General features: G+C 75.2%; 17 protein-coding genes. 3 read left to right on the forward strand and 14 right to left on the reverse strand.

Annotated features, from left to right (window positions below):
- Positions 1–70: 70 nt before the first annotated feature.
- Entirely contained in the window at positions 71–1,390 is a 1,320-nt protein-coding gene (locus BMW99_RS33610) for an alpha/beta hydrolase (RefSeq protein ID WP_075018126.1), read from the reverse strand.
- Positions 1,391–1,455: 65 nt separating this feature from the next.
- Between BMW99_RS33610 and BMW99_RS33615 the strand changes: the two genes are divergently transcribed.
- Positions 1,456–1,992 carry a helix-turn-helix domain-containing protein gene (locus tag BMW99_RS33615; protein ID WP_075018127.1) on the forward strand — a complete coding sequence of 179 codons (537 nt, stop codon included), beginning with the start codon at positions 1,456–1,458 and terminating at the stop codon, positions 1,990–1,992.
- A 659-nt stretch (positions 1,993–2,651) separates the two neighbouring features.
- Here BMW99_RS33615 and BMW99_RS33620 read toward each other — a convergent pair.
- Complete coding sequence (locus tag BMW99_RS33620; RefSeq protein ID WP_069467380.1) at positions 2,652–3,632, reverse strand: helix-turn-helix transcriptional regulator; 981 nt, start codon at positions 3,630–3,632, stop codon at positions 2,652–2,654.
- 70 nt (positions 3,633–3,702) lie between these two features.
- Between BMW99_RS33620 and BMW99_RS33625 the strand changes: the two genes are divergently transcribed.
- Positions 3,703–4,269, forward strand: a complete 567-nt coding sequence (locus tag BMW99_RS33625) for a DinB family protein (RefSeq protein ID WP_075018128.1) — start codon at positions 3,703–3,705, stop codon at positions 4,267–4,269.
- 99 nt (positions 4,270–4,368) lie between these two features.
- On the opposite strand, the gene BMW99_RS42785 is transcribed toward BMW99_RS33625, so the two are convergent.
- On the reverse strand, positions 4,369–4,497 hold the full coding sequence (locus BMW99_RS42785; protein ID WP_265737214.1) for a hypothetical protein: 129 nt from the start codon (positions 4,495–4,497) through the stop codon (positions 4,369–4,371).
- A gap of 241 nt (positions 4,498–4,738) precedes the next feature.
- Here BMW99_RS42785 and BMW99_RS33630 point away from each other — a divergent pair, with 241 nt between their 5' ends.
- On the forward strand, positions 4,739–5,752 hold the full coding sequence (locus tag BMW99_RS33630; RefSeq protein WP_075018136.1) for a sigma-70 family RNA polymerase sigma factor: 1,014 nt from the start codon (positions 4,739–4,741) through the stop codon (positions 5,750–5,752).
- A gap of 43 nt (positions 5,753–5,795) precedes the next feature.
- Here BMW99_RS33630 and BMW99_RS33635 read toward each other — a convergent pair whose 3' ends face one another.
- From BMW99_RS33635 to BMW99_RS33685, 11 genes are all read right to left on the reverse strand, one after another.
- A complete protein-coding gene (locus BMW99_RS33635; protein WP_069467250.1) occupies positions 5,796–7,013 on the reverse strand; it encodes a cytochrome P450 in 1,218 nt (405 codons plus the stop codon).
- Between the two features lie 185 nt (positions 7,014–7,198).
- A complete protein-coding gene (locus tag BMW99_RS33640) occupies positions 7,199–8,800 on the reverse strand; it encodes a S53 family peptidase (RefSeq protein ID WP_069467249.1) in 1,602 nt (533 codons plus the stop codon).
- A gap of 508 nt (positions 8,801–9,308) precedes the next feature.
- Positions 9,309–10,790 (reverse strand): FAD/NAD(P)-dependent oxidoreductase, encoded by a 1,482-nt coding sequence (locus tag BMW99_RS33645; RefSeq protein ID WP_075018129.1) that lies wholly within the window; start codon positions 10,788–10,790, stop codon positions 9,309–9,311.
- A complete protein-coding gene (locus BMW99_RS42980; protein ID WP_079176274.1) occupies positions 10,774–11,259 on the reverse strand; it encodes a (2Fe-2S)-binding protein in 486 nt (161 codons plus the stop codon). The genes BMW99_RS33645 and BMW99_RS42980 overlap by 17 nt, the downstream gene beginning before the upstream one ends.
- Positions 11,256–12,440 carry an NAD(P)/FAD-dependent oxidoreductase gene (locus tag BMW99_RS33655; RefSeq protein ID WP_069466048.1) on the reverse strand — a complete coding sequence of 395 codons (1,185 nt, stop codon included), beginning with the start codon at positions 12,438–12,440 and terminating at the stop codon, positions 11,256–11,258. The genes BMW99_RS42980 and BMW99_RS33655 overlap by 4 nt, the downstream gene beginning before the upstream one ends.
- Positions 12,437–13,117 carry a GntR family transcriptional regulator gene (locus BMW99_RS33660; RefSeq protein ID WP_245791733.1) on the reverse strand — a complete coding sequence of 227 codons (681 nt, stop codon included), beginning with the start codon at positions 13,115–13,117 and terminating at the stop codon, positions 12,437–12,439. Before BMW99_RS33660 ends, BMW99_RS33655 begins: the two co-directional genes overlap by 4 nt.
- Entirely contained in the window at positions 13,114–14,115 is a 1,002-nt protein-coding gene (locus tag BMW99_RS33665; RefSeq protein ID WP_069466047.1) for a proline racemase family protein, read from the reverse strand. The genes BMW99_RS33660 and BMW99_RS33665 overlap by 4 nt, the downstream gene beginning before the upstream one ends.
- On the reverse strand, positions 14,112–15,029 hold the full coding sequence (locus BMW99_RS33670) for a dihydrodipicolinate synthase family protein (RefSeq protein WP_075018130.1): 918 nt from the start codon (positions 15,027–15,029) through the stop codon (positions 14,112–14,114). Before BMW99_RS33670 ends, BMW99_RS33665 begins: the two co-directional genes overlap by 4 nt.
- A gap of 23 nt (positions 15,030–15,052) precedes the next feature.
- Positions 15,053–16,393 carry an aminopeptidase P family protein gene (locus BMW99_RS33675; RefSeq protein ID WP_245791734.1) on the reverse strand — a complete coding sequence of 447 codons (1,341 nt, stop codon included), beginning with the start codon at positions 16,391–16,393 and terminating at the stop codon, positions 15,053–15,055.
- Between the two features lie 155 nt (positions 16,394–16,548).
- Positions 16,549–17,922, reverse strand: coding sequence for a cryptochrome/photolyase family protein (locus BMW99_RS33680; protein WP_069466041.1), 1,374 nt, complete (start codon positions 17,920–17,922; stop codon positions 16,549–16,551).
- A gap of 148 nt (positions 17,923–18,070) precedes the next feature.
- Positions 18,071–19,702, reverse strand: coding sequence for an SDR family oxidoreductase (locus BMW99_RS33685; RefSeq protein ID WP_079176275.1), 1,632 nt, complete (start codon positions 19,700–19,702; stop codon positions 18,071–18,073).
- Positions 19,703–19,954 lie beyond the last annotated feature (252 nt).

The raw sequence follows: 19,954 nt of genomic DNA on the forward strand, positions 1-19,954 counted from the left end.
AGCGTCCCACACCCCCGACAGCCGGTAAAGCGGTTCCCGGGAGGCCGGCTCCGGGGACCCGCCGCGGGGTTCAGCGGCCGCCGCGCCGCCACCGCCGCACAGCCGTTCCCGGGCCGCCGCACGCTCCCTGAGGATCCGTCACCCACTCCGCCATGCCGGCGACGACGGCCGGATCGAGGTGCTGGGGCACCTGATAGCCCGCGGGGGTGGAGGGCCCGGAGCCGGGGAAGAACATGTGGTCGTCGGCCTCGTGCACGCGCACGGTGACGTCCGGGCGACGGGCCAGGCCGGCCCGCCAGCGGGCGAGGTCCTGCTCCACGGTCACCTGGTAGTCGCGCCCGCCCTGCAGGACCAGCAGCGGCCTGTCCAGCGCGGCGGCCGTCGCGACCTGGTCGTAGTCCCGCAGGTCCAGCCAGTATGACGCCGGCCAGCCGAACAGCAGGTCCTGGGTGGGCGTGCCGGGTGCCAGGTCCGCTGCGGCGGCCCGGGCCGCCTGACGGGCGACGGACGCCACGACCGAGGCTGCGTCGCCCGCGCCGTCGAGCGCGGCGAGACGGCGTGCGACGCGGACCGCGGCGTCCGGGAGCGGGTGCGCGTCCCCGGCCATGATCACCACACCGGCGACGGCCGGGTCCGCGGCGGCGGCGCGCGGTGCGGCCTTTCCGCCACCGCTGTGCCCGGCGAGGAACACCCGGGCCGGATCCACTCCCGGCTGCTCCTGGAGGAGGCGGACCGCGGCACGGGCGTGCGGCAGGTACTCGTCGGCCAGGGTGAAGCCCGGCTCGGCCGCCACCTCGCCGTGCACGTAGGTGACCTTGTCGAACCGCAGGACCGCGATCCCCCGCTCGGCCAGGCCCCACGCCAGGTCCTTGAACGGCTTGTTGGGGCCGGTCGTCAGGTCCCGGTCGGACGGGCCTGAGGCGAGCAGCACCACCCCCGGACGCCCGCCGCGAGGCCTGCGGCGGCGGGGCAGCGTGAGGGTGCCGGGCACGGCGAGGGGGCCGGTGCCGACCGTGACGTCCCGCTCGGTGAAGCGCCCGCGGGCGGCGTACGGCGGCGGCGTCCACTCCTGGCCGGCCGGCGGCGCCAGCCGGAACCCGTGCAGCAGGCCTGCGCCGTCGACTGACATGACGGCGGTGAGGCCGCCGCGTTCGCCGTCCACGGGTACGTGCACGCGCACCAGGCCCTGGGCGCCGGGCTCGCTCCACGGCTCGCCCACGGCACGCACCGCGCCGAGCCGCGACAGCTCGCCCGACCAGGCCAGCGCCAGCGTCTCCGCGGACACGGCGTTCCGCAGCCGCGGGGCGAACCGTGCTTCGGCCTCCGCGAAGCGCCCGGCCCGCAGGTCCTCGACGACGGACGTCGCGACGGCGACCGGATCCGCTTCCATGGTTCCCCCGCCCTCCACCGTTCTCAGTCTTTGCGAACGTTAGCATCTCATGAGAACGTGACCGGGTGGATCCCTTCGAACTCCTCGCGCATCCCGTGCGGTTGCGCATCATCCATGCGATGCGCGGCGACCGCACCCTCACCACCACGGGACTGTGCGCACTGCTTCCCGACGTGTCGAAGGCGACGGTGTACCGGCACGTCGACGTGCTCGCCGCCGCCGGCGTCCTCCACGTGGCCGAGGAGCGGCGCGTGCGAGGTGCGGTCGAGCGGCACTACCGCCTGCGGACGGACCGCGCGGCGATCGGCGCGGACGTGGCGGCGGCCGCGACCCCCGCCGACCATCGCGCCGTCTTCGCGACCGCGATGGCCGTGCTCGTGGCCGAGTTCCACGCGTACCTCGACCGGGACGACGCCGACCCGGCCCGCGACGCCGTCGGCTACCGCCAGCACGCGCTCTGGCTCTCCCCCGCGGAACGGGACGCCCTGATCACCGGTCTGCGCGACGCGATCCTCCCCCACCTCGCCCACCCCCCGACGGACCGCTCCCGCTACCTCCTCAGCCCCGTCCTCTTCCCCCTGGAACACCCCGCGCCCCCCTGACAACGGGGTCCCCCCGCGGCTTGCCGGGTTCGGCCTCCGGGGTGCCACGCGCTGCGCGCTGCCGTGTGCCGCGCCGTCTCGGCTTGTCGCGTTGGGGGCACCTCCCGGCCGAAGGCTGGGGGACCTCGCGCCCCTGATGTGCGTGCCCTTTGTCCGTGGGGTCGGGGGCGCTCCGGAAGCGTCTCCTCGGAAATGTGCATACGGGTACGTACGCATCCGCACCCGGGGGCCGCGCACATTTCGCTGCGGGAAGCACTTCCTCCCCACCCCCTCCCACTCACCCACCGTGCGGCGGGGGACATGGGACACGGCCAACGCCCTCCCGCAGACGGGGACCGGCCGGAGGGGGACGATCCGGGTGTGTCCCCGCAGAACTGTGCATCCACCCGCCCCACCGAACGGGAGAACGGTGCACGCACAGTTCGAGGAGACACACCCGGAGTGGCCCCTGACCCCACCCACGAACCTGCACCGCCAGGGGCGCGAGGAACTGCGCGACCAGCCACGACGGCGCAGCAGACGGGCACGGCGCCCCGGGGGCACCCCGGATGCCGAAGGGGGCGCGGGGAACGGCGCGACAAGCCACGACGGCGCGGCACACGCCGGAACAGCCCCGGGGGCACCCCGTTGGCGGCGAACCCCCGGGGAACCCGGACCCGTCACCGCCGAGCGCGAGCGTCCCGCACGTCGCCCAGCGACGCCAGCAGGCGGCGTCCCGTCTCCGCCACCGCCGTTCGGAGTTCTTCGGAGGCGATGACGTGGAAAGGGGCCCGGAGCGCGGTGAGTTGGTGGGCGTACCAGCCCGGGGTGTCGGTGCTGGCCAGCAGGCGGGTGCGGTCGGGGGCGATCGCCTCGCAGCGGGCGAGGCTGCGCGGGATCCAGCGGACGACCTCGTCCACGGGCGCGTCGACGACGACCTCGACGCGGTGCCGCCACCCGTGCGCGAGCTGCTCGTCGACGGCGGCCGGCGGGTCGAGGTCGTCCGGTGGGCTGAACGCGTCGGCGAGGACGCAGGCGCGGGTGACGCGGTCGATCCGCAACAGGCGCCTGGCGTCCCGGGCGTGGGACCAGCACAGGAGGTACCAGCGGCCCTCGCGCACGACGACGGCCCACGGGTCCACATCCATGTCGCGCGCGCCGTCCGGCCCGCGCCGGTAGGTGACCCGCACGCGCCGGCGCAGCGCGGCGGCCTGGACGAGGACCGCCGCCGTTCCGGCGTCGGGGCGGGCCGCGGCCGGCCCGGGGTCGGCCGCGCTGATCCCGCGGAGCGCCTCGGCCGGTGCGGCGACCGGTTCGGGCAGCACCCGCAGGATCTTGCCGAGCGCACTGCCCACGGGGTCGGCGGGGTCGGCCGCCTCCTGGCGGCCCTCCATGACCGCCATCACCAGGCCGAGTGCCTCGGCGGTGGTGAACATCAGCGGCGGGACGCGGTAGCCGCGCCCGATGCGGTACCCGCCGTAGGGTCCGCGGGCCGACGCGATCGGCACTCCCGCGTCACGCAGCGTCCCGACGTAGCGGCGCACGGCGCGCTCGGTGACGCCGAGCCGTGCGGCGAGCCGCTGCCCGGTGATGCCGGGGCTGGCCTGGACGGCCTCGAGGAGCAGCAGCGCCCGTGCCGCGGGGCTCTCGTCGTGGCTCATCCCCGCATCCTCGGACACCGTGCCGCTTTCCGGAAGGGAAACGTCCTGAACCCCCGCTAGCGTGCCGGTCATGACGACGAACGACGTACCCGTCCTGCTGGAACCGCCCGTCGCCGGTTCCGAGGCGGACACGCTCATCGGATCGCTGGAGCGCCAGCGCCGGACGCTGGAGTGGAAGTGCTCCGGGCTGGACGCGGCGGGGATGCGGGCCACCGTCGGCGTGTCGGCCGTGACCCTCGGCGGCCTCCTCAAGCACCTCGCGGTCGTGGAGGACGACATGTTCGGGCGGAAGCTCCTCGGCCGGCCGGCGGCCGGACCGTGGTCCGGGGTGGACTGGGACGCCGACCCGCAGTGGGAGTGGCGGACCGCGGCGGACGACTCGCCGGAGGCGCTGCTGGCGTTGTGGCGGGGCGCGGTGGCCCGCTCGCGCGCCGCCGTGCGGGAGGCGCTCGCGTCGGGGGGCGTCGAGCAGATCGCGCACTACACCAACGCGCGGGGCGAGTCGCCGAGTCTGCGGCGCCTGCTGGCGGACATGGTCGAGGAGTACGCCCGGCACGTGGGCCACGCCGATCTCATCCGCGAGTCCGTGGACGGCCTGGTGGGCGAGGACCCGCCGCGCCGACCGGAGGCGGCTTGAGGGCCGGGTGGTCGAACAGGGGGCTTGCGGCAGGGTGTTCGGCACCGACATCGGTGGCTTCGCTCCTGTGCGGTGACGGGTGCGGGGCGGTGCCCGCTCTCAGGCCCAGCCGGTGGCCCGCACGATCTCGTGGGCGATGTCCGCGACCGTCCGCCCGTCCGTGGCGACCCGCAGGGTGTCGCCGGGTGCCCGCCGGACCATGCCCGCGGAGGCCGGCAGCACGCTCACCGTGTGAGGCGGCCCGGCAAGCCCCGGGAAATCCGGCGCGCCGGAGCGCCCAGTCCGCACGGCGGCCGGTGTCGGTACGAGGATGAAGGGCCATCGCGGTGGAGGAGAGGAAGGCGTCCAGGTGCGAGAGGAACAGGCGGCGGGCGGGCACGGGGGTCCGGATCCCGCGGGCACGGCACGGGCTGGCGGGGCGGGAGGGGACGCCGGGCAGGCGGGAGTGGGCGGGGACACCAGGACGGCGGTGACGGCGACCGCGGACCTGGTGGCCCGGGCGCGCTCGGGTGACGAGGAGGCGTTCCGGGCGCTGACGGAGCCGCACCGCAGGGAGCTGCAGGTGCACTGCTACCGGATGCTGGGGTCGGTGCAAGACGCCGAGGACACCCTCCAGGACACGCTGCTCGCCGCCTGGCAGGGCCTCGGCGGGTACGAGGGCCGCGCCTCGGTCCGCACCTGGCTGTACCGGATCGCCACCAACAGGTGCCTCAACGCGCGGCGTTCAGCCAGCCGGCGGGCGGCCAAGGAGTGGAACGTCCCCGGGGTGGAACCGCCCGAGCCGACCCGGCTCGGTGAGGTCGTCTGGCTCGAACCGTGCCCCGAGGCCGTGGTCGAGGGCGCGCTCGCGACGCCGCTGGGCCCGGAGGCGCGCTACGAGCAGAGCGAGTCGGTCTCGCTGGCGTTCGTCACGGCGCTGCAGGTGCTGCCGCCGCGGCAGACCGCGGTGCTCATCCTGCGTGACGTCCTCGGCTTCCACGCGGCCGAGGTCGCCGAGATGATGGACGCCACCGTCGCGTCGGTGACCAGCGCGCTGAAGCGGGCCCGGTCCGGCCTGGAGCGCCGCAGGCCCGAGCTCCCCGAGGGCCAGGCACCCCCGGCGCCCGGCTCGCCGGCCGAGGACGAGCTGGTCAGCCGGTTCGTGACCGCGTACGAGGCAGCCGACGTGGACGCCGTGGTGGAGATGCTCACCGACGACGTCTTCATGTCGATGCCGCCGATGCCGCTGGAGTACGAGGGCCGGGACGTGGTGGCGCGGTTCTGCCGCGGCATCCTCGGCACGCACCGCCGGTTCGACCTGGTGCCGACGCGGGCCAACGGGCAGCCGGCGTTCGGCGCGTACCTGCACACCCCCAGCGGCATCCGTCACGGCACCGGCCTGATCGTGATCACGCTCGCAGGCGACCGGATCAGCGCGGTGTCGCGGTTCGAGAGCAGCGTGCTGCCGTGGTTCGGGCTGCCGCGCTCACTGCCGGACAGGTGAACCGCCCGGTGTCGAGGCGGACTTGGCCCGGGCGAACCGCACGCTACTCGGGGGTGAAGCGCAACTGGAGGCGCTGCAGCCCCCGCACGAACACCCCGCTGTCGGCCGGGGCCCGGCCGTCGGCGAAGTCCATGTGCGGAAAGGCGTCCAGGAGTTGGTTGGCGCCGGCCAGCACTTCGGCGCGGGCGAGCAGCGCGCCCACGCAGAAGTGGCGGCCGAGCGCGAACGCCAGGTGGTCGGCCGCCGCGGTGAACGCCGTGGTCGGGGTGAGGTCGGTGCGGAACACGTCGTAGCGGTCCGGGTGCTCGTAGCGCGCGGGGTCGCGGTGCGCCGAGCCGATCAGGCAGGTCACGGTCGATCCGGCCGGTACCGTTCCGCCGCTCAGGGCCACGTCCTCGGCGGGCTGCCGCATGATCATCTGCAACGGCGGGGTGTAGCGCAGCGACTCGGCGAAAGCCCCGGCGATGAGCTCACGGTCGGCGCGCACCGCGGCCAGCTGCTCGGGGTGGTCGAGCAGGTTGCGGAACATGCCGGTGATCGCCTTGTCGGTGGTCTCGCCACCCGCGGCGAGCAGCAGGCTGACGAACGAGGTGATGTCCTGGTCGGTCATCCGGGTGCCGTCGACCTCGGCGGTGCACAGCGACGACAGCAGGTCGTCGCCGGGTGCGGCGCGGCGCTCATGGATCACCGGCAGCAGATACGCCCGCAGTTCGCGCCCGGCCCGCAGCCCCGCCTCCGCGATGTCCGGATCCTGGCCGAGGTTGGCGAAGTAGTCGACGACCGCGCTGTACCAGGCGTGGAACCGGTCGTGGTCGGCCCGGTCGAGGCCGAGCATGTCGACGATGACGTTCACCGGGAAGTGGGTGGCGAACTGGCCGACGAGGTCGGCCTCCTTGGCGTCGCGGAAGCCGTCGATCAGCTCCGCCGCGTTGCGCTCGATCACCGGCAGGAAGCGGTCGCGTAACTCGCGCCCGCGGAAGGCGGGTGCCACCAGGGCACGGCGGACGGCGTGTTCGTGCCCACTCATCTGGACGATGGTGCGGCCGCCGTGCACCGGTTCCAGCTGCCAGTCGTAGTTGTCGGTGGTGAAGGCGGGGTCGCGGAACGCGCGGGCCACGTCCTCGTAGCGGGACAGCAGCCAGCTCCCGGTCCCCTCGTGGTAGTGCACGGGGTAGTGCTCGCGCAGCACGGCATAGCTGGGATACGGATCGGCGGCGAACTCGGCCGAGAGGATGTCGGGCGGCGGCGGGGTACTGGTCACGGTCGTCCTCGCTTCCCTGGCAACGGCTGCGGGCGCCCATGATTCTGACGTGTCGTCAGCACAGGGGGAAGAGGGGCCGCCGGGATACACCAGGGCGCGGGGCGCGCGCGCCCGCTCCGGCGGTGGGACGCCGGTGTCGGGCCGGCCGGCCGCGGCCTTGGCTGCCGTGGCCGGCCGGCCCGGGGTCAGGGCAGGGCCCAGTGCTGGGCACCGGTGTTGTTGCAGTCCCAGATCTGCAGCTGCGTGCCCCACGTGGTCGAACTGTTGGGGTCGTCGAGGCACTTGCCGGAGTTGGGGTTGAGGAGCGAGCCGTTGGCCTGCGGCTGCCAGACCTGCGCGACGGTGCCGTTGCAGTCGTACAGGTCCACGGTCGTGCCGTCAGCGGTGCCCGCGGCGTTCACGTCCAGGCACTTGCCGAGCACCTGAAGGGTGTTGCCGGAGACGGTCCACGCCTGAGCGCCCGTGCCGTTGCAGCCCCAGATCTGGATCGGGTTGAAGTTGGCGGTGCTCGAGGAACTGTCGTCCAGGCACAGCGAGGAGTCCACGCCCGAGGTGACCTGGCCGGTGTGCGTGGCGCTGCCGGAGCCGTTGAAGGCACCGAGGCCGTTGGGCGTGCCGAGTCCGGTCGGGCCGTCGTAGCCGGCCGTCCCGGTGCACAGGTATGACGGGCTGCACGAGCCGTCGGAGCCGGAGGTCACGTCGTTGAGCGACGAGGAGTGCGCGTACAGCGTCGAGGCCGCGGCACCGGAGGGCGCGCCGGCGAGGGCGAACACCGAGGCGATGATGGGCGACGACACGCTCGTCCCGCCGACGACGAACCAGCCGCCCTGGCCGTAGGTGTCGTAGACCGCGACGCCGGTGCCGGGGTCGGCGACGGCGGAGACGTCCGCGACGGTCCGGTTGCCGCAGCCGCTGTCGTGCTGCCACGACGGCTTGGCCTCCCACGACGAGCAACCCGCTCCCGCACCCGACCACACGGTCTCCGACCAGCCGCGGGCGGTGCCCGAGTCCGAGCGCAGCGACGTGCCGCCGGCCGCCACGACGTACTGCGAGGTGGCGGGGAAGCTCACGCCGTAGCCGCTGTCGCCGGAGCTGGCGACGTCCACGACGCCGGCGTGGTTGAAGTCCGCGTCGGCGCCCGCGTCGAAGGAACCGTCGCCGGTGCCCCAGCTGTTGGAGATGAAGTGGGCGCCGAGCGAGACCGCGGTGTTCTGCGCGGCGTTGAGGTCGCCGGCCTCGACGACGAGGATGTGGCACTGCGGACAGACGGCCGAGACCATGTCGACGTCGAGCGACGCCTCGGTGCCCCATCCGGTGTCTCCCGGCGGGTAGTTGCCCTGCTGGCCGCTCTGGTTGACCTTCCGGAAGCACCCGTTGGCCGTGGTGCACGCCGGAAGCCCGTACTGGGCGCGGTAGGTGCCCAGGTCGGACTCCAGGTTCGGGTCGTCGGCCAGTTCGGCCACCGCCACCGTCGCACTCCCGCCGTTGGAGGCGGCGGCCGAGGCGAGGTTGTACGCGCGCTGGAGGTCGGAGGGGCCGTACCCCGACGGTGTCGCGTCGGGGGCGAGGGCGTTGGCGTGCACGGCGCTGACGTCGGTGCGCACCAGGGCGTAGCAGACGGGCGAGCCCGGGTGGAGAGGCTTGGCGCACGCGTGCGCGGTCGTCACCGAGCCTTTCGAACCGCCGGCGGGGGCCGCGGACGACGCCTGGGCGGCGGCCGGGGAGACGGCGGCGATGCCCGCCGCGGCCGTTAACGCCAGGGTCCATTGGAGGATTCGTTTCACCATGTCACCTGTTCGTGTGGGGGTGGTGAGCACCGGTGACGCGGCAGGGCTCCGCCGCGGACGGCGCACGGGGCGCGCTTCCCCGGAGGACGGCGTGGGCGGACCGCCCCTTCGACAGCTGACAACGTTGCCAGTTCGCCCCGGGAGGGCAGGCGCAACCCTTGCCCCTCGGGGACTCCCGGGCCGGCTTGCGAGGTGGGGTGAAGCCTCGGGGAGAACGCCCAGTGAACGTAATCCCAGCATCATGAGCACGTCAATGGTCTGGACAAACCCCCGTCGCGGGCGCCGCGCCGTGCACCCGCCTGACCAGGGGGACCTCAGCAGTGCTCCTCGACGTACAGCAGGCGGCGGTCGGGCTCCGCACGGAACTCGTGGGCAGGTACCGCCATGCCGCGCCCGTACCGGGTTGGCGGGGAACCGCTGCATGCCGTCCGGTCTCGCGGGCGCCGAAGGCGACGGGCGACGCGGTATCCGCCGTTGACGCGCGGGATCGGGCCGCCGCGGCAGCCCGTCATCCCCCGTGGCCCGCGTCGGTGGTGGGCGTCCGGTCCGTGCCGGGTTCCTCCGCCGGCGCGGAGAGTTCGCCGAGCGGCAGCGGGAACGCGGGAGTCCGGCCGGCGAGCGGGCGGAGGTCGCCGGCCGTGGCGGGGCGGCCGCCGAGGCAGGCCGCGATGCCCGCGGTCGCGAAGCCGCAGACACGGCCCTGGCACCAGCCCATGCCGGGCCGGGCGAGCATCTTGAGAGTGCGGGCGTCGGTCGCGCCGAGCGCGGTGTGCGCGTCGCGCAGGTCGGCGTAGGTGACCTCCTCGCAGCGGCAGACGAGCGTCGCGTCGTCGAGCCACCCCGGCCAGGCGGCCGGGACGGGACAGGCACGGTGCATCGCGGTCGCGAACCGGCGCTGGCGCCTGATGCGGGACTGCTCACGGCGGACCGCGGCGGCCGCGACCGGGCGGCCCTGGGCGCCGGCCACGGCGAAGGCGCTGAGCCGGCCCTCGCTGACGGCGAGCGCGGCGCCGCCCACTCCGGTCGCCTCGCCGGCCGCGTACACGCCCCCGGCGCTCGTGCGTTGGAAGTCGTCGACCGCGACGACGAGCGAGCCGTCGGTGTCCTGCCGGGTCTCGGCGCCGAGCATGAGCGGCAGTTCGAGCGAGGGCGTGAACCCCCAGCCGAGGGCCACCAGGTCCGCGGCGACCTCCCGTTCGGGGCCGGTCGGGCGCCCGTCGCGGTCGACCCGTCCGAGGCGCACCGCTTCGACGCGGCCGTCGCCCAGGACGGCGCGGACGGCGGTCCTGGTGCGGTACGGAATGCGGTGGCGGGCGAGCAGCGCGGCGTACTGCACGGCCTCGACTCCCTTGCCGGGCGCGGAGACGGCGCCGAGCGGGTCGCGCGCCCACCCGCTCGTGGCGTTGGCCTCGGCGAGGGCGACGACGCGCGCCCCGGCGCGGGCGAGCCCCGTCGCGACGGGCAGCAGGAACGGTCCCGTCCCGGCCACGACGGCCCGCCGGCCGGCGAGCGTGCGGTGGCCCTTGAGCAGCGCCTGCACGCCGCCGGCCGCCATGACACCGGGCAGGTCCCAGCCGGGCAGCGGCAGTTGGCGGTCGTAGCCGCCGGCGCAAAGGATCAGTGTGCGGGCGGCGAGGACGGACACCAGGGCGGGAGTGGACGCGACCGCGGCGGTCAGCCGCAGCGTGAACGTCCCGTCGTCCTCGCGCGCCGCCAACCACACCTGGTGGCCGGGCAGGTAGCGGACCCGGCCGGCGTCCCGCAGGGCGTGGAGGCGGTCGCGCAGGCCGGCGAACCGCCTCCAGCCGTGGTGGCCCCGGCGGTCGTCGGGGCGGGCGTGCCGCTCGTCGTAGTGCCGCCAGTACTGTCCGCCGGGCTGTCCGGCCGCGTCGACGAGGGCGACGTCCAGCCCAGCCTCCGCGGCCTCGACGGCGGCGGCGAGCCCGGCCGGGCCGGCCCCGACCACGGCCACGTCATGCGTCGGCGCCATCGCCGTCCTCACCCTTCTGCGTGCGGTGGTGGGTCGTGCCGGCGTCCCCCGGCCCGGGCGCTGCCGGTTCGGAGCCCGCGTCCTCGGCGCCCTCGGGTCCGGCGCCCGCGTCCTCGGAGGGCGCCGTCCCGGCGTCCTCCGGGCGGGGCCCGGCCGCTCGCGGCCGTTCCAGCCGCGGGTCCTCGCCGAGCCGCATCCCGTCGGCGGCGGGCACGACGCAGGCGCGTTCCGCGGGCGCGCCGTCCACGCTGATCAGGCAGTCGAAGCAGACGCCGATACCGCAGAACAGGCCGCGGGGGCGGCCCTCCTTGCGGGTGGTGCGCCAGTCGAGGATGCCGACGGCGACGAGAGCGGCGGCGACGCTCTGCCCGGGGTCGGCGGTGACGGTCGTCCCGCGGAACGTCATCCGGTAGGCGGCGGGCGGCGGCTGTGCCGGACCGGTCGGGTCCTGCTCGGTGCGGTGCGTCATGTGCGGTCCCCTTCGGTGTCCGCCGGTCCGCCGGAGAAGCGGTCCGGGGCGAACGGGGTCAGGTCGAGGTCCGGCCGCCGTCCGGCCAGGGCCTGGGAGATGAGCTTGCCGGTCCCGGCGGACAGGCCGATGCCGGCGCCCTCGTGGCCGCAGGCGTGCCACAGGCCCGGCGCGCGCGGGTCGGCGCCGATGACCGGCAGATGGTCGGGGCAGTAGGGGCGGAAGCCCAGGTAGGTGCGCATCAGCCGGGCCTGGCGCAGCATCGGGAACAGGGCCACGGCCTTGGCGGCCAGGGCACTGACGGCGGGCAGGGACACGCTGCGGTCGAAGCCGACGCGTTCGCGCGAGGCCCCGATGAGGATGGTGCCGGCGGCCGTGCCCTCCACGACCGGCGAGGTCTGCAGGGCCGCGTCGGAGCTCGCGACGTCGCCGACGTACTCGGCGGCGTAGACCTTGTGCCGGACGGTCCGTGGCGGCAGCGGCTCGGTGACGAGGACGAAGCCGCGCCGGGGTCGGACCGGGACGTGCACGCGGGCCAGCGCGGCGACCTCGCCCGCCCAGGTGCCGGCGGCGTTGAGCACGGCGCCCGCGGGGATGTCACCGCCGGTCGTGCGCACCCCCGTGACGCGGTCGCCGTCGCGCAGGAATCCGGTCACCTCCGTGCCGGCACGCACCAGCGCGCCCGACTCCCGTGCCAGACGCAGCAGATGGGCCACGGCCAGCATCGGCTGCAGCTGGGCGTCCTGCGGGTAGAACGCGGCGCCGCGCAGGTCGGGCGACACGTGCGGTTCGTAGGCGTGGATCTCGGCGTGGGGCACGTCGCGGACCTCGACGCCCGCGGCCCGTTGCTGGACGCTGAGGTCGCGCAGCGACGCCAGGCCCTGCTCGGTGGCGGCGACGACGACGCCGCCCTTGGCCTCGAACTCCCAGTGGTCCGCGTGCTCCCCGAGGTCCTGCCGCCAGGCCCGCTGCGCGTAGAGGGCGAGGTCGAGTTCGGGGCCGGGCTCCTTGTCCGAGACGAGCAGGTTCCCCTCCCCCGCGCTGCTGGTGCCGCCCCCGATCGCGCCGCGCTCGACGACGGTCACCCGCAGTCCGGCCCGGGCGGCGAAGTACGCGGTGGCCGCGCCCACCACCCCGGCCCCGACGACCACGAGGTCGGCTGCCGCGGGCCGGGGGCTCACTCCTCCTCCGTGCCGCTCGCCCACAGTCCGCGGACGTGGCCGATGTGGCGGCGCATCAGTTCCTCGGCGCCGGCCGCGTCCCGGGCCTCGACGAGGTCCATCAGGTCGTGGTGCTCGGCGGCGGAGCGGCCCAGCCGTCCGCTGTGGAGCAGCGGGGCCAGGCCGAGCAGGCGGGTCTGGGCGCGCAGGCCGGAGACCGTGTCCACCAGGTGGCGGTTGCCGCTGTAGCCGAGCAGCGCGAGGTGGAAGACGTGGTCGGCTCTGACGTAGCCGACGAGGTCGCCGCGTTCCACGGCGTCGACGATGGCCTGGGCCAGCTCGCGCAGCGCGGGAAGGTCCGCCTCCGGGATCACCCGCACCGCCGCCCTTACGGTCGGCGGTTCGATGAGCAGGCGCACCGCGGCGATGTCGTCGAGGTCCTGCTCGGAGACCTGTGTGATGCGGAAGCCCTTGTTGGGCTGGGCGGCGACGAGGCCCTCCTTGGCCAGGTCGAGCATGGCCTCCCGCACGGGAGTGGACGACACGCCGAAGCGCGCGCCGAGGGCGGGCGCCGAGTAGACGACGCCCGGCTCCAGTTCGCCGGAGATGATCGCGGCCCGCAGCGCGTCCCTGACCCGTTCGCGCAGTGTCTGCCGGTGGCCCAGGCTCTGCAGGTTGGGGGTGGTCGGCACGGTCACAGCAGGAATCCCGCGGGGAAGGGGTCGGTGGGGTCGAGGTGGAACTGCGACGTGCCCGTCACCCACGCGCGCCCGGTGATCGACGGCAGCACCGCGGGGTACGGCCCGACCGTGGTCTCGCCCAGCAGGCGTCCGGTGAAGCGGGTGCCGATGAACGACTCGTTGACGAACTCCCGGCCGAGGTCCAGCTCACCGCGCGCGTGCAGTTGCGCCATGCGCGCGCTGGTGCCGGTGCCGCACGGCGAGCGGTCGAACCACCCGGGGTGGATGGCCATCGCGTGCCGGGACAGCTCGGCGGTCGACCCGGGGGCCGTGAGGTGGACGTGGTGGCAGCCGGAGATGTCGTCGCGCTCGGGGTGGACGGGCGCCCCGGCCGCGTTCACCGCGTCCATGATCGCCAGCCCGGCGGCGAGCAGGTCGTCGCCGCGTTCCCGGTCGAACGGCAGCCCGAGGCCGGCCAGGTCCACGATCGCGTAGAAGTTGCCGCCGAACGCCAGGTCGTAGCGGACCTCCCCGAAGCCGGGCACCTCGACCGTGGCGTCCAGGGCGTACGCGAAGGACGGGACGTTCTCCAGGGTGACGGAGGTGGCGGCACCGTCCTCGACGGCGACGGACGCGACGACGAGGCCGGCGGGGGTGTCCAGGCGGATCGTGGTCACCGGCTCGGTGACCGGCACCATCCCCGTCTCGACCAGCACGGTGGCGACCCCGATGGTGCCGTGCCCGCACATCGGCAGGACGCCCGACACTTCGATGAACAGCACGCCGTAGTCCGCGTCGGGGCGGGTCGGCGGCTGCAGGATCGCGCCGCTCATCGCGCTGTGGCCGCGCGGCTCGTACATCAGCAGCGTGCGGACGTCGTCGCTGTGCTCCATGAACCAGCGCCGGCGCTCGGCCATGGTGGCGCCCGGCATGGTGCCGACGCCGCCGACGACGACGCGGGTCGGCATGCCCTCGGTGTGCGAGTCGACGGCGTGGAACGTACGGACGGACCTCACACGTACCCCTTCGCGAGGACGGCCTCGGTCTCCGCGGTGACCTGTGCGGCCTGTTCGGGGGTGAGCGGCAGCCGCGGCGGACGGCAGGCCCCGCCCTTGCGGCCGGCGATGTCCATGGACAGCTTGATCGCCTGCACGAACTCGGTCCGCGAGTCCCAGCGCAGCAGCGGGTGCAGGTCGCGGTAGAGCGGCACGGCCCTGCCGAGGTCGGCGGGGTCGCCGGAGGTGACGAGGCGGTACAGCTCGACGGTGCTCCGCGGGATCATGTTGGGGTAGCCGGCGATCCAGCCGACGGCGCCGGCCACGCCCAGTTCGAGCAGCACATCGTCGGCGCCCACCAGCAGGTCGAGGCCGGGCGCCAGTTCGGCGATGCGGTAGGCGCGGCGGACGTCGCCGGTGAACTCCTTGACGGCGACGATCAGTCCCTCGTGGTAGAGCTCCGCGAGGAGTTCGGGCACCAGGTCGACCTTGGTGTCGATGGGGTTGTTGTACGCGACGACGGGCAGGCCGGCCTTGGCGACCTCGCGGTAGTGCTCCACGACCGCGGTCCGCTCGGCCCGGTAGGCGTTGGGCGGCAGCAGCAGGACGCTGCTCGCGCCGGCGGCCGCGGCCTGCTCGGCCCAGCGGCGCGCTTCGAGCGCCCCGTAGGCGGCGACGCCCGGCATGACGCCGAAGCCCTCGGGCGCGGCCCGCACCGCGGTCTCCACGACGCGGGTCCGTTCCTCGGCGGTCAGCGTCTGGTACTCGCCGAGGGATCCGTTGGGCACCACGCCGTCGCAGCCGCCGTCGGCCAGGAAGCGCACGTGTTCGGCGTACGCGTCGACGTCGACCGACCGGTCGGCGTGGAAGGGCAGGGCGGTGGCGACGTGGACTCCGCGCCACGGCCTGGCGGAACGGTGCGTACCGGTGGTCATGCTGCTGCTCCTTGCGGGGGCGGTCACGCGGCGGCCATCCACTTCTCCAGGCCGTCGGCGTCCAACGGGAGTGCGGCGGACAGGACTTCGGAGCCGTCCGCGGTGACGACCAGGTCGTCCTCGATGCGCACGCCGATGCCGCGCAGCTCCGGCGGCACGGTCAGGTCGTGGGCGTGGAAGTACAGGCCCGGCTCGACGGTCAGGGCCATGCCGGGGGCCATCGCGGCGCCCCGGTAGTCGTCGTCCGCGGCGCGGGCGCAGTCGTGGACGTCCAGTCCCAGGTGGTGGCCGATGCCGCAGACCAGGTAGCGGCGGTGCTGCTGCCCGGCGTCCGACAGCGCCTCGTCCACGGAGACGGGCAGCAGCCCCCAGTCGTGGAGGCCGTGCGCGACGACCTCCATGGCCGCGTGGTGGAAGTCGGTGAAGTGCCGGCCGGGGGCGACGGCGGCGAGCCCGGCCCGGTGGGCCCGCTCGACGAGGTCGTGCACCTGGCGCTGCGCCGGGGAGAAGCGGCCGGAGGCGGGGAACGTCCGGGTGACGTCCGCGGTGTAGAGGCTGTCGACCTCGACGCCCATGTCCAGCAGGAGGAGTTCGTCGGGGAGGACGGGCCCGTCGCAGCGCACCCAGTGCAGGGTCGGCGCGTGCGGGCCGCTGCCGACGATGGACGCGTAGCCGGGGCCGTTGCCGTGGGCGCGGGCGTAGCGGTCGAAGGTGCCCTGCAGCCAGCGCTCGCCGCGTCCGGCGACGGCCGCCGGGATCTCCCGGACGACCTCGGCGAAGCCCTCGACGGTCCGGTCGACGGCGTCGCGGAGCTGCCCGGTCTCCCAGGCGTCCTTGTACATGCGCAGGGTCGACAGGACGCGGGCGGCCTCCTGGTCCCGGGTGCCGCCGAGGCCGGCCGGCACGTCGTCCGTCAGCTCCGACAGCGGGCGCACGGTGATGCCCAGCGCGCGCGACCAGTCCTGGGGTCCGGGCGCGGCGCCCACCCACAGCTCGCCGTAGCGGGCGTCGGACCAGAAGGCCTGCTCCCCCGGGTAGGCGGGCGGCGGTATGTAGAGCACGGCGTCGCCGGACTCGACGACGGCGACGGCGTTCTCGATCGAGCAGCCGGTGAGCCAGAAGAAGTCGCTGTCGGCGCGGAAGTCGTAGGCGGTGTCGTTGCTGCGGGTCGGGGCCTCGCCCGCGCCGACCACGACGGCGCGCCCGGGCAGTGCCTCGGCGAGCCGTGCGCGGTGCGCGGCGGCGGCCTCGGGGGCGCCGGGCACGATCCGCGGGGTGCGGTCCGGGGTGGCCCATCCGGTGCTCATGTAGGCGCCGAACGCCGGGACTTCGGACAGTTTGGGTGGCCGCCTGCCGTCACTCACCGATGCTCCTCCTCGTCGTCTGCCGATCCCGCCGGCGGCTCATATGCGCCGGTCAGTGGTATGTGGCATTGCACATGGCACTGACCCTAGGGCCTGCACCCGCGGCACCGCAATGGTCCGCGGGCATCGGGCCCGGAGGGCGTCGGGCGCGGGGCTCAGTGCAGGCCGCGGGCCTGCCGGAAGTGGTCGAGGGCGTCGGACAGGTCGACGATCGGCTCGGGGTAGTCCAGCCCGGCGCGCTCCGCTGCGGGCAGCTTCCACGGCTGGTGCACGGCGTGGCCGGCGACGCCGGCCAGTTCGGGCACCCAGCGGCGCACGTAGGCCCCGTCCGGGTCGTACCTGCGGGCCTGCAGCAGCGGGTTGAGCACCCGGTTGGGCCGGGTGTCGGTGCCGGTGCCGGCCACCCACTGCCAGTTGAGCTGGTTGTTCGCCACGTCGCCGTCGACCAGCAGGTCCAGGAAGTGGCGGGCGCCGATCCGCCAGTCGGCGTAGAGCGTCTTCGCGAGGAAGCTCGCGGTCAGCAGGCGCCCGCGGTTGTGCATCCAGCCCTCGTGGGCGAGCTGGCGCATCGCGGCGTCGATGATCGGGTAGCCGGTCCTGCCCTCCTTCCAGGCGGCGACGTCGTCGCCCGCCGAGTCCTCCTGGCGCCAGCGGTCGTGCCGGGTGCGGTAGTCGGACCTCGCGGCGGCCGGGCGGGCGGCCAGCACCTGGTGGTGGAAGTCGCGCCACGCCAGCTGGCGCACGAACGCGTCGGCACCGGGGCCGCCGTGCTCCAGAGCCCGCTGCACGCACTCCACGGGCGAGAGCGTCCCGAAGTGCAGGTGCGAGGAGAGCCGCGAGGTGCCGTCGCCCGCCAGGTCGTCGTGCAGGTCCTCGTACGCCTCGATGGCGCCGCGCAGCCAGGAGGCCAGCCGCTCCCGGCCCTCCGCCTCGCCGCCCGGCGCCAGCCCCGGCGACGTGCCCGCCACGTCCGCCCGCCGCGGCAGCGCCTCCGACCCGACGCCGTCCGGCACGGAGATCGCCCGCGGTGCGCGCAGGACGGCCCGCAGCGGGTGGTCCGACCAGCGGCGGTAGTACGGCGTGAACACCGCGAAGTGGTCCGACCCGGCGGGGGTGACGGCGCCCGGGGCCACCGCGTGCGCGACCTCGTGGTGCACGGTCAGCCGGCAGCCCTGGCGGTGGAGTTCCTCGCGCAGCCGGCGCTCCCGGGCCTGCGCGTACCCGCTCGACGCCCCCGCCAGGTGCACCTGCGCCGCGCCGGTCTCGGCGGCCACCTTGGCCACCTCGGTCACGACGTCGCCCCCGCGCACCACCAGGCGGCCGCCCCGGTCCCGCAGCGCGGCGTCGAGGCCGGCCAGGCAGTCGGCGAGGAACGCCGCCCGGTTGGGGACGGCGAAGCCGGCGCCCGCGATCGCGTCGTCACGGACGAAGAGCGGCACCACCTCGTCCGCCGCCGCCTGGGCCGCGGCCAGCGGCGGATGGTCGTGCACGCGCAGATCGGACGTGAACAGGACGACGTGGACGGTCACGGGCGGCGGCTCCTGGAGCATCGGGAGGGCCCGGCGAGCGGCCGGGGCGGCTGCGCGCGGACGGGTTCGGCGGTCGACCGACACCGTCGCACACCGGCGGCCGCCGGCGCGCCCCGCCCGGCCGCGACCGCACCCGCCGCCGCCCCGCTCAGCCGGTTCCGGGCGCCCGGCGCGCGGCCGGGGACTGGTGTGCGGCAGCCGTCCGGGTGATGTTGCGGGCCATGCCGCCGAACACCAGGGCGTGGAACGGCGACACGCTCCACCAGTAGGCGTGGCCGAGCAGGCCGTGCGGGTGGAACACGGCGCGCTGCCGGTAGCGGGTGCGGCCGTGCCCGTCGGTGACGACGCGCAGCTCCAGCCAGGCCAGGCCCGGCAGCCGCATCTCGGCGCGCAGCCGCAGCAGCCGCCCCGGCTCGATCTCCTCCACCCGCCAGAAGTCGACGGAGTCGCCGACCCGCAGGCGCGCCGCGTCGCGCCGGCCGCGGCGCAGTCCGACCCCGCCGGCCAGCCGGTCGAGTCCGCCGCGGACCGCCCAGGCCAGGGGGAAGGAGTACCAGCCGTTGTCGCCGCCGATGCCCTCCACGACCCGCCACAGCTCCTCCGGCGAGGCGTCCGCGGCGCGTTCCCGCACGTCGGTGTAGAGGGTGCCGCCCGCCCACGCCGGGTCGGTGGGCAGCGGGTCGCTGGGCGCGCCGGGCACCCCCGCCGACGACCACCGGGTGGCGACCTTCGCGTCCCGCACCCGCTGCAGGGCGAGCGACAGCGCCGCCTCCACGCCGAGGCGACCGCCCGGCGGGTCGGCCACATAGGCGGCGATGTCGTCCTCGTCGCACACCACCTCGTGCCGCAGCGACTCCGTCAGCGGGCGGGCGATCGACGCGGGCACCGGCGTCACCAGGCCCACCCAGAGGCTGGAAAGCCGCGGCGTCAGCACCGGCACGGGCACGATGAGCCGCCGGGGCAGCCCGGCGACGGCGGCGTAGCGGCGCATCATCTCGACGTAGGTCAGCACGTCGGGGCCGCCGATGTCGAAGGCCCGGCTGACGTCGGCGGGCATCCGCGCACTGCCCACCAGCAGCCGGAGCACGTCCCGCACGGCGATGGGCTGGATGCGGGTGCGCACCCAGCTGGGGGTGACCATCACCGGGAGGCGCTCGGTGAGGTACCGCAGCATCTCGAAGGACGCCGAGCCGGAGCCGATGATCACCGCGGCCTGCAGCACGGCGGTCGGCACCCCGCTGTCCAGCAGGATGCGGCCGACCTCCGCGCGGGACCGCAGGTGGGGCGAGAGCTCGCGTTCGGGGACGCCGGCGGGCCGCAGCCCGCCGAGGTAGACGATGCGCCCCACCCCCTGGCGCCGTGCCTCCTCGCCGAAGGTACGGGCGGCCCGCCGGTCGGTGTCCTCGAACGAGGGGCCCGTGCCGAGGGCGTGCACCAGGTAGTACGCGACGTCGGCACCCTCCATCGCGCGGCCGACGGAGGCGGCGTCGGTGACGTCGCCGCGCACCACCTCGACGGCCGGCGCCCACGGCTGGTCGCGGAGCTTCTCCGGCGAGCGGACCAGGCAGCGCACGCGGTAGCCCTCCGCGAGCAGGGCGGGCACCAGGCGCCCGCCGATGTACCCGCTGGCGCCTGTGACGAGGCACACCTCGCGGGTCCTGGCGGCACCGTCCTGCCCCGTGCCGTTCGCCGCGGTGCCGCCCGCCGGACCGTCCGCGGGCGCGCCGCCGCGTGCGTGCCCGTCCGCCGCCGCGCCGCCCTGTGCCCTGCCGCCGTCCATGACCGCCTCCGCATCGCTGGGTGCGGGGCTCCGCCCGCGCCGCGCACCGACTCCTTTTCCAGAGCCTTACCGCGCCGGCGCGCTTTGATGACCCTCGCATGGCCGATCCGCCCCTCCCGTGGCGGAGCCGGTCCGCGGGCGCCGTGCTCGGCACGCTGCCGCGAAGGAGTGCGCACGGCGGGTCGCGCGGCAGGCGCGATGCCGTCAGGAGTTGTCGCCGGCTCTCCGCCCGCTCCCTGCCGCGGCGAGCCA

The sequence above is a fragment of the Actinacidiphila rubida genome (assembly GCF_900110255.1).
Classification (GTDB): Bacteria; Actinomycetota; Actinomycetes; order Streptomycetales; family Streptomycetaceae; genus Actinacidiphila; species Actinacidiphila rubida.

Bases quoted from the DNA above. Each gene is read 5' to 3' on its own strand.
- BMW99_RS33610 (WP_075018126.1), bottom strand. From the start codon at position 1,390: ATGGAAGCGGATCCGGTCGCCGTCGCGACGTCCGTCGTCGAGGACCTG.
- BMW99_RS33620 (WP_069467380.1), bottom strand. From the start codon at position 3,632: ATGAGCCACGACGAGAGCCCCGCGGCACGGGCGCTGCTGCTCCTCGAG.
- BMW99_RS33625 (WP_075018128.1), top strand. From the start codon at position 3,703: ATGACGACGAACGACGTACCCGTCCTGCTGGAACCGCCCGTCGCCGGT.
- BMW99_RS33640 (WP_069467249.1), bottom strand. From the start codon at position 8,800: ATGGTGAAACGAATCCTCCAATGGACCCTGGCGTTAACGGCCGCGGCG.
- BMW99_RS33645 (WP_075018129.1), bottom strand. From the start codon at position 10,790: ATGGCGCCGACGCATGACGTGGCCGTGGTCGGGGCCGGCCCGGCCGGG.
- BMW99_RS42980 (WP_079176274.1), bottom strand. From the start codon at position 11,259: ATGACGCACCGCACCGAGCAGGACCCGACCGGTCCGGCACAGCCGCCG.
- BMW99_RS33670 (WP_075018130.1), bottom strand. From the start codon at position 15,029: ATGACCACCGGTACGCACCGTTCCGCCAGGCCGTGGCGCGGAGTCCAC.
- BMW99_RS33685 (WP_079176275.1), bottom strand. From the start codon at position 19,702: ATGGACGGCGGCAGGGCACAGGGCGGCGCGGCGGCGGACGGGCACGCA.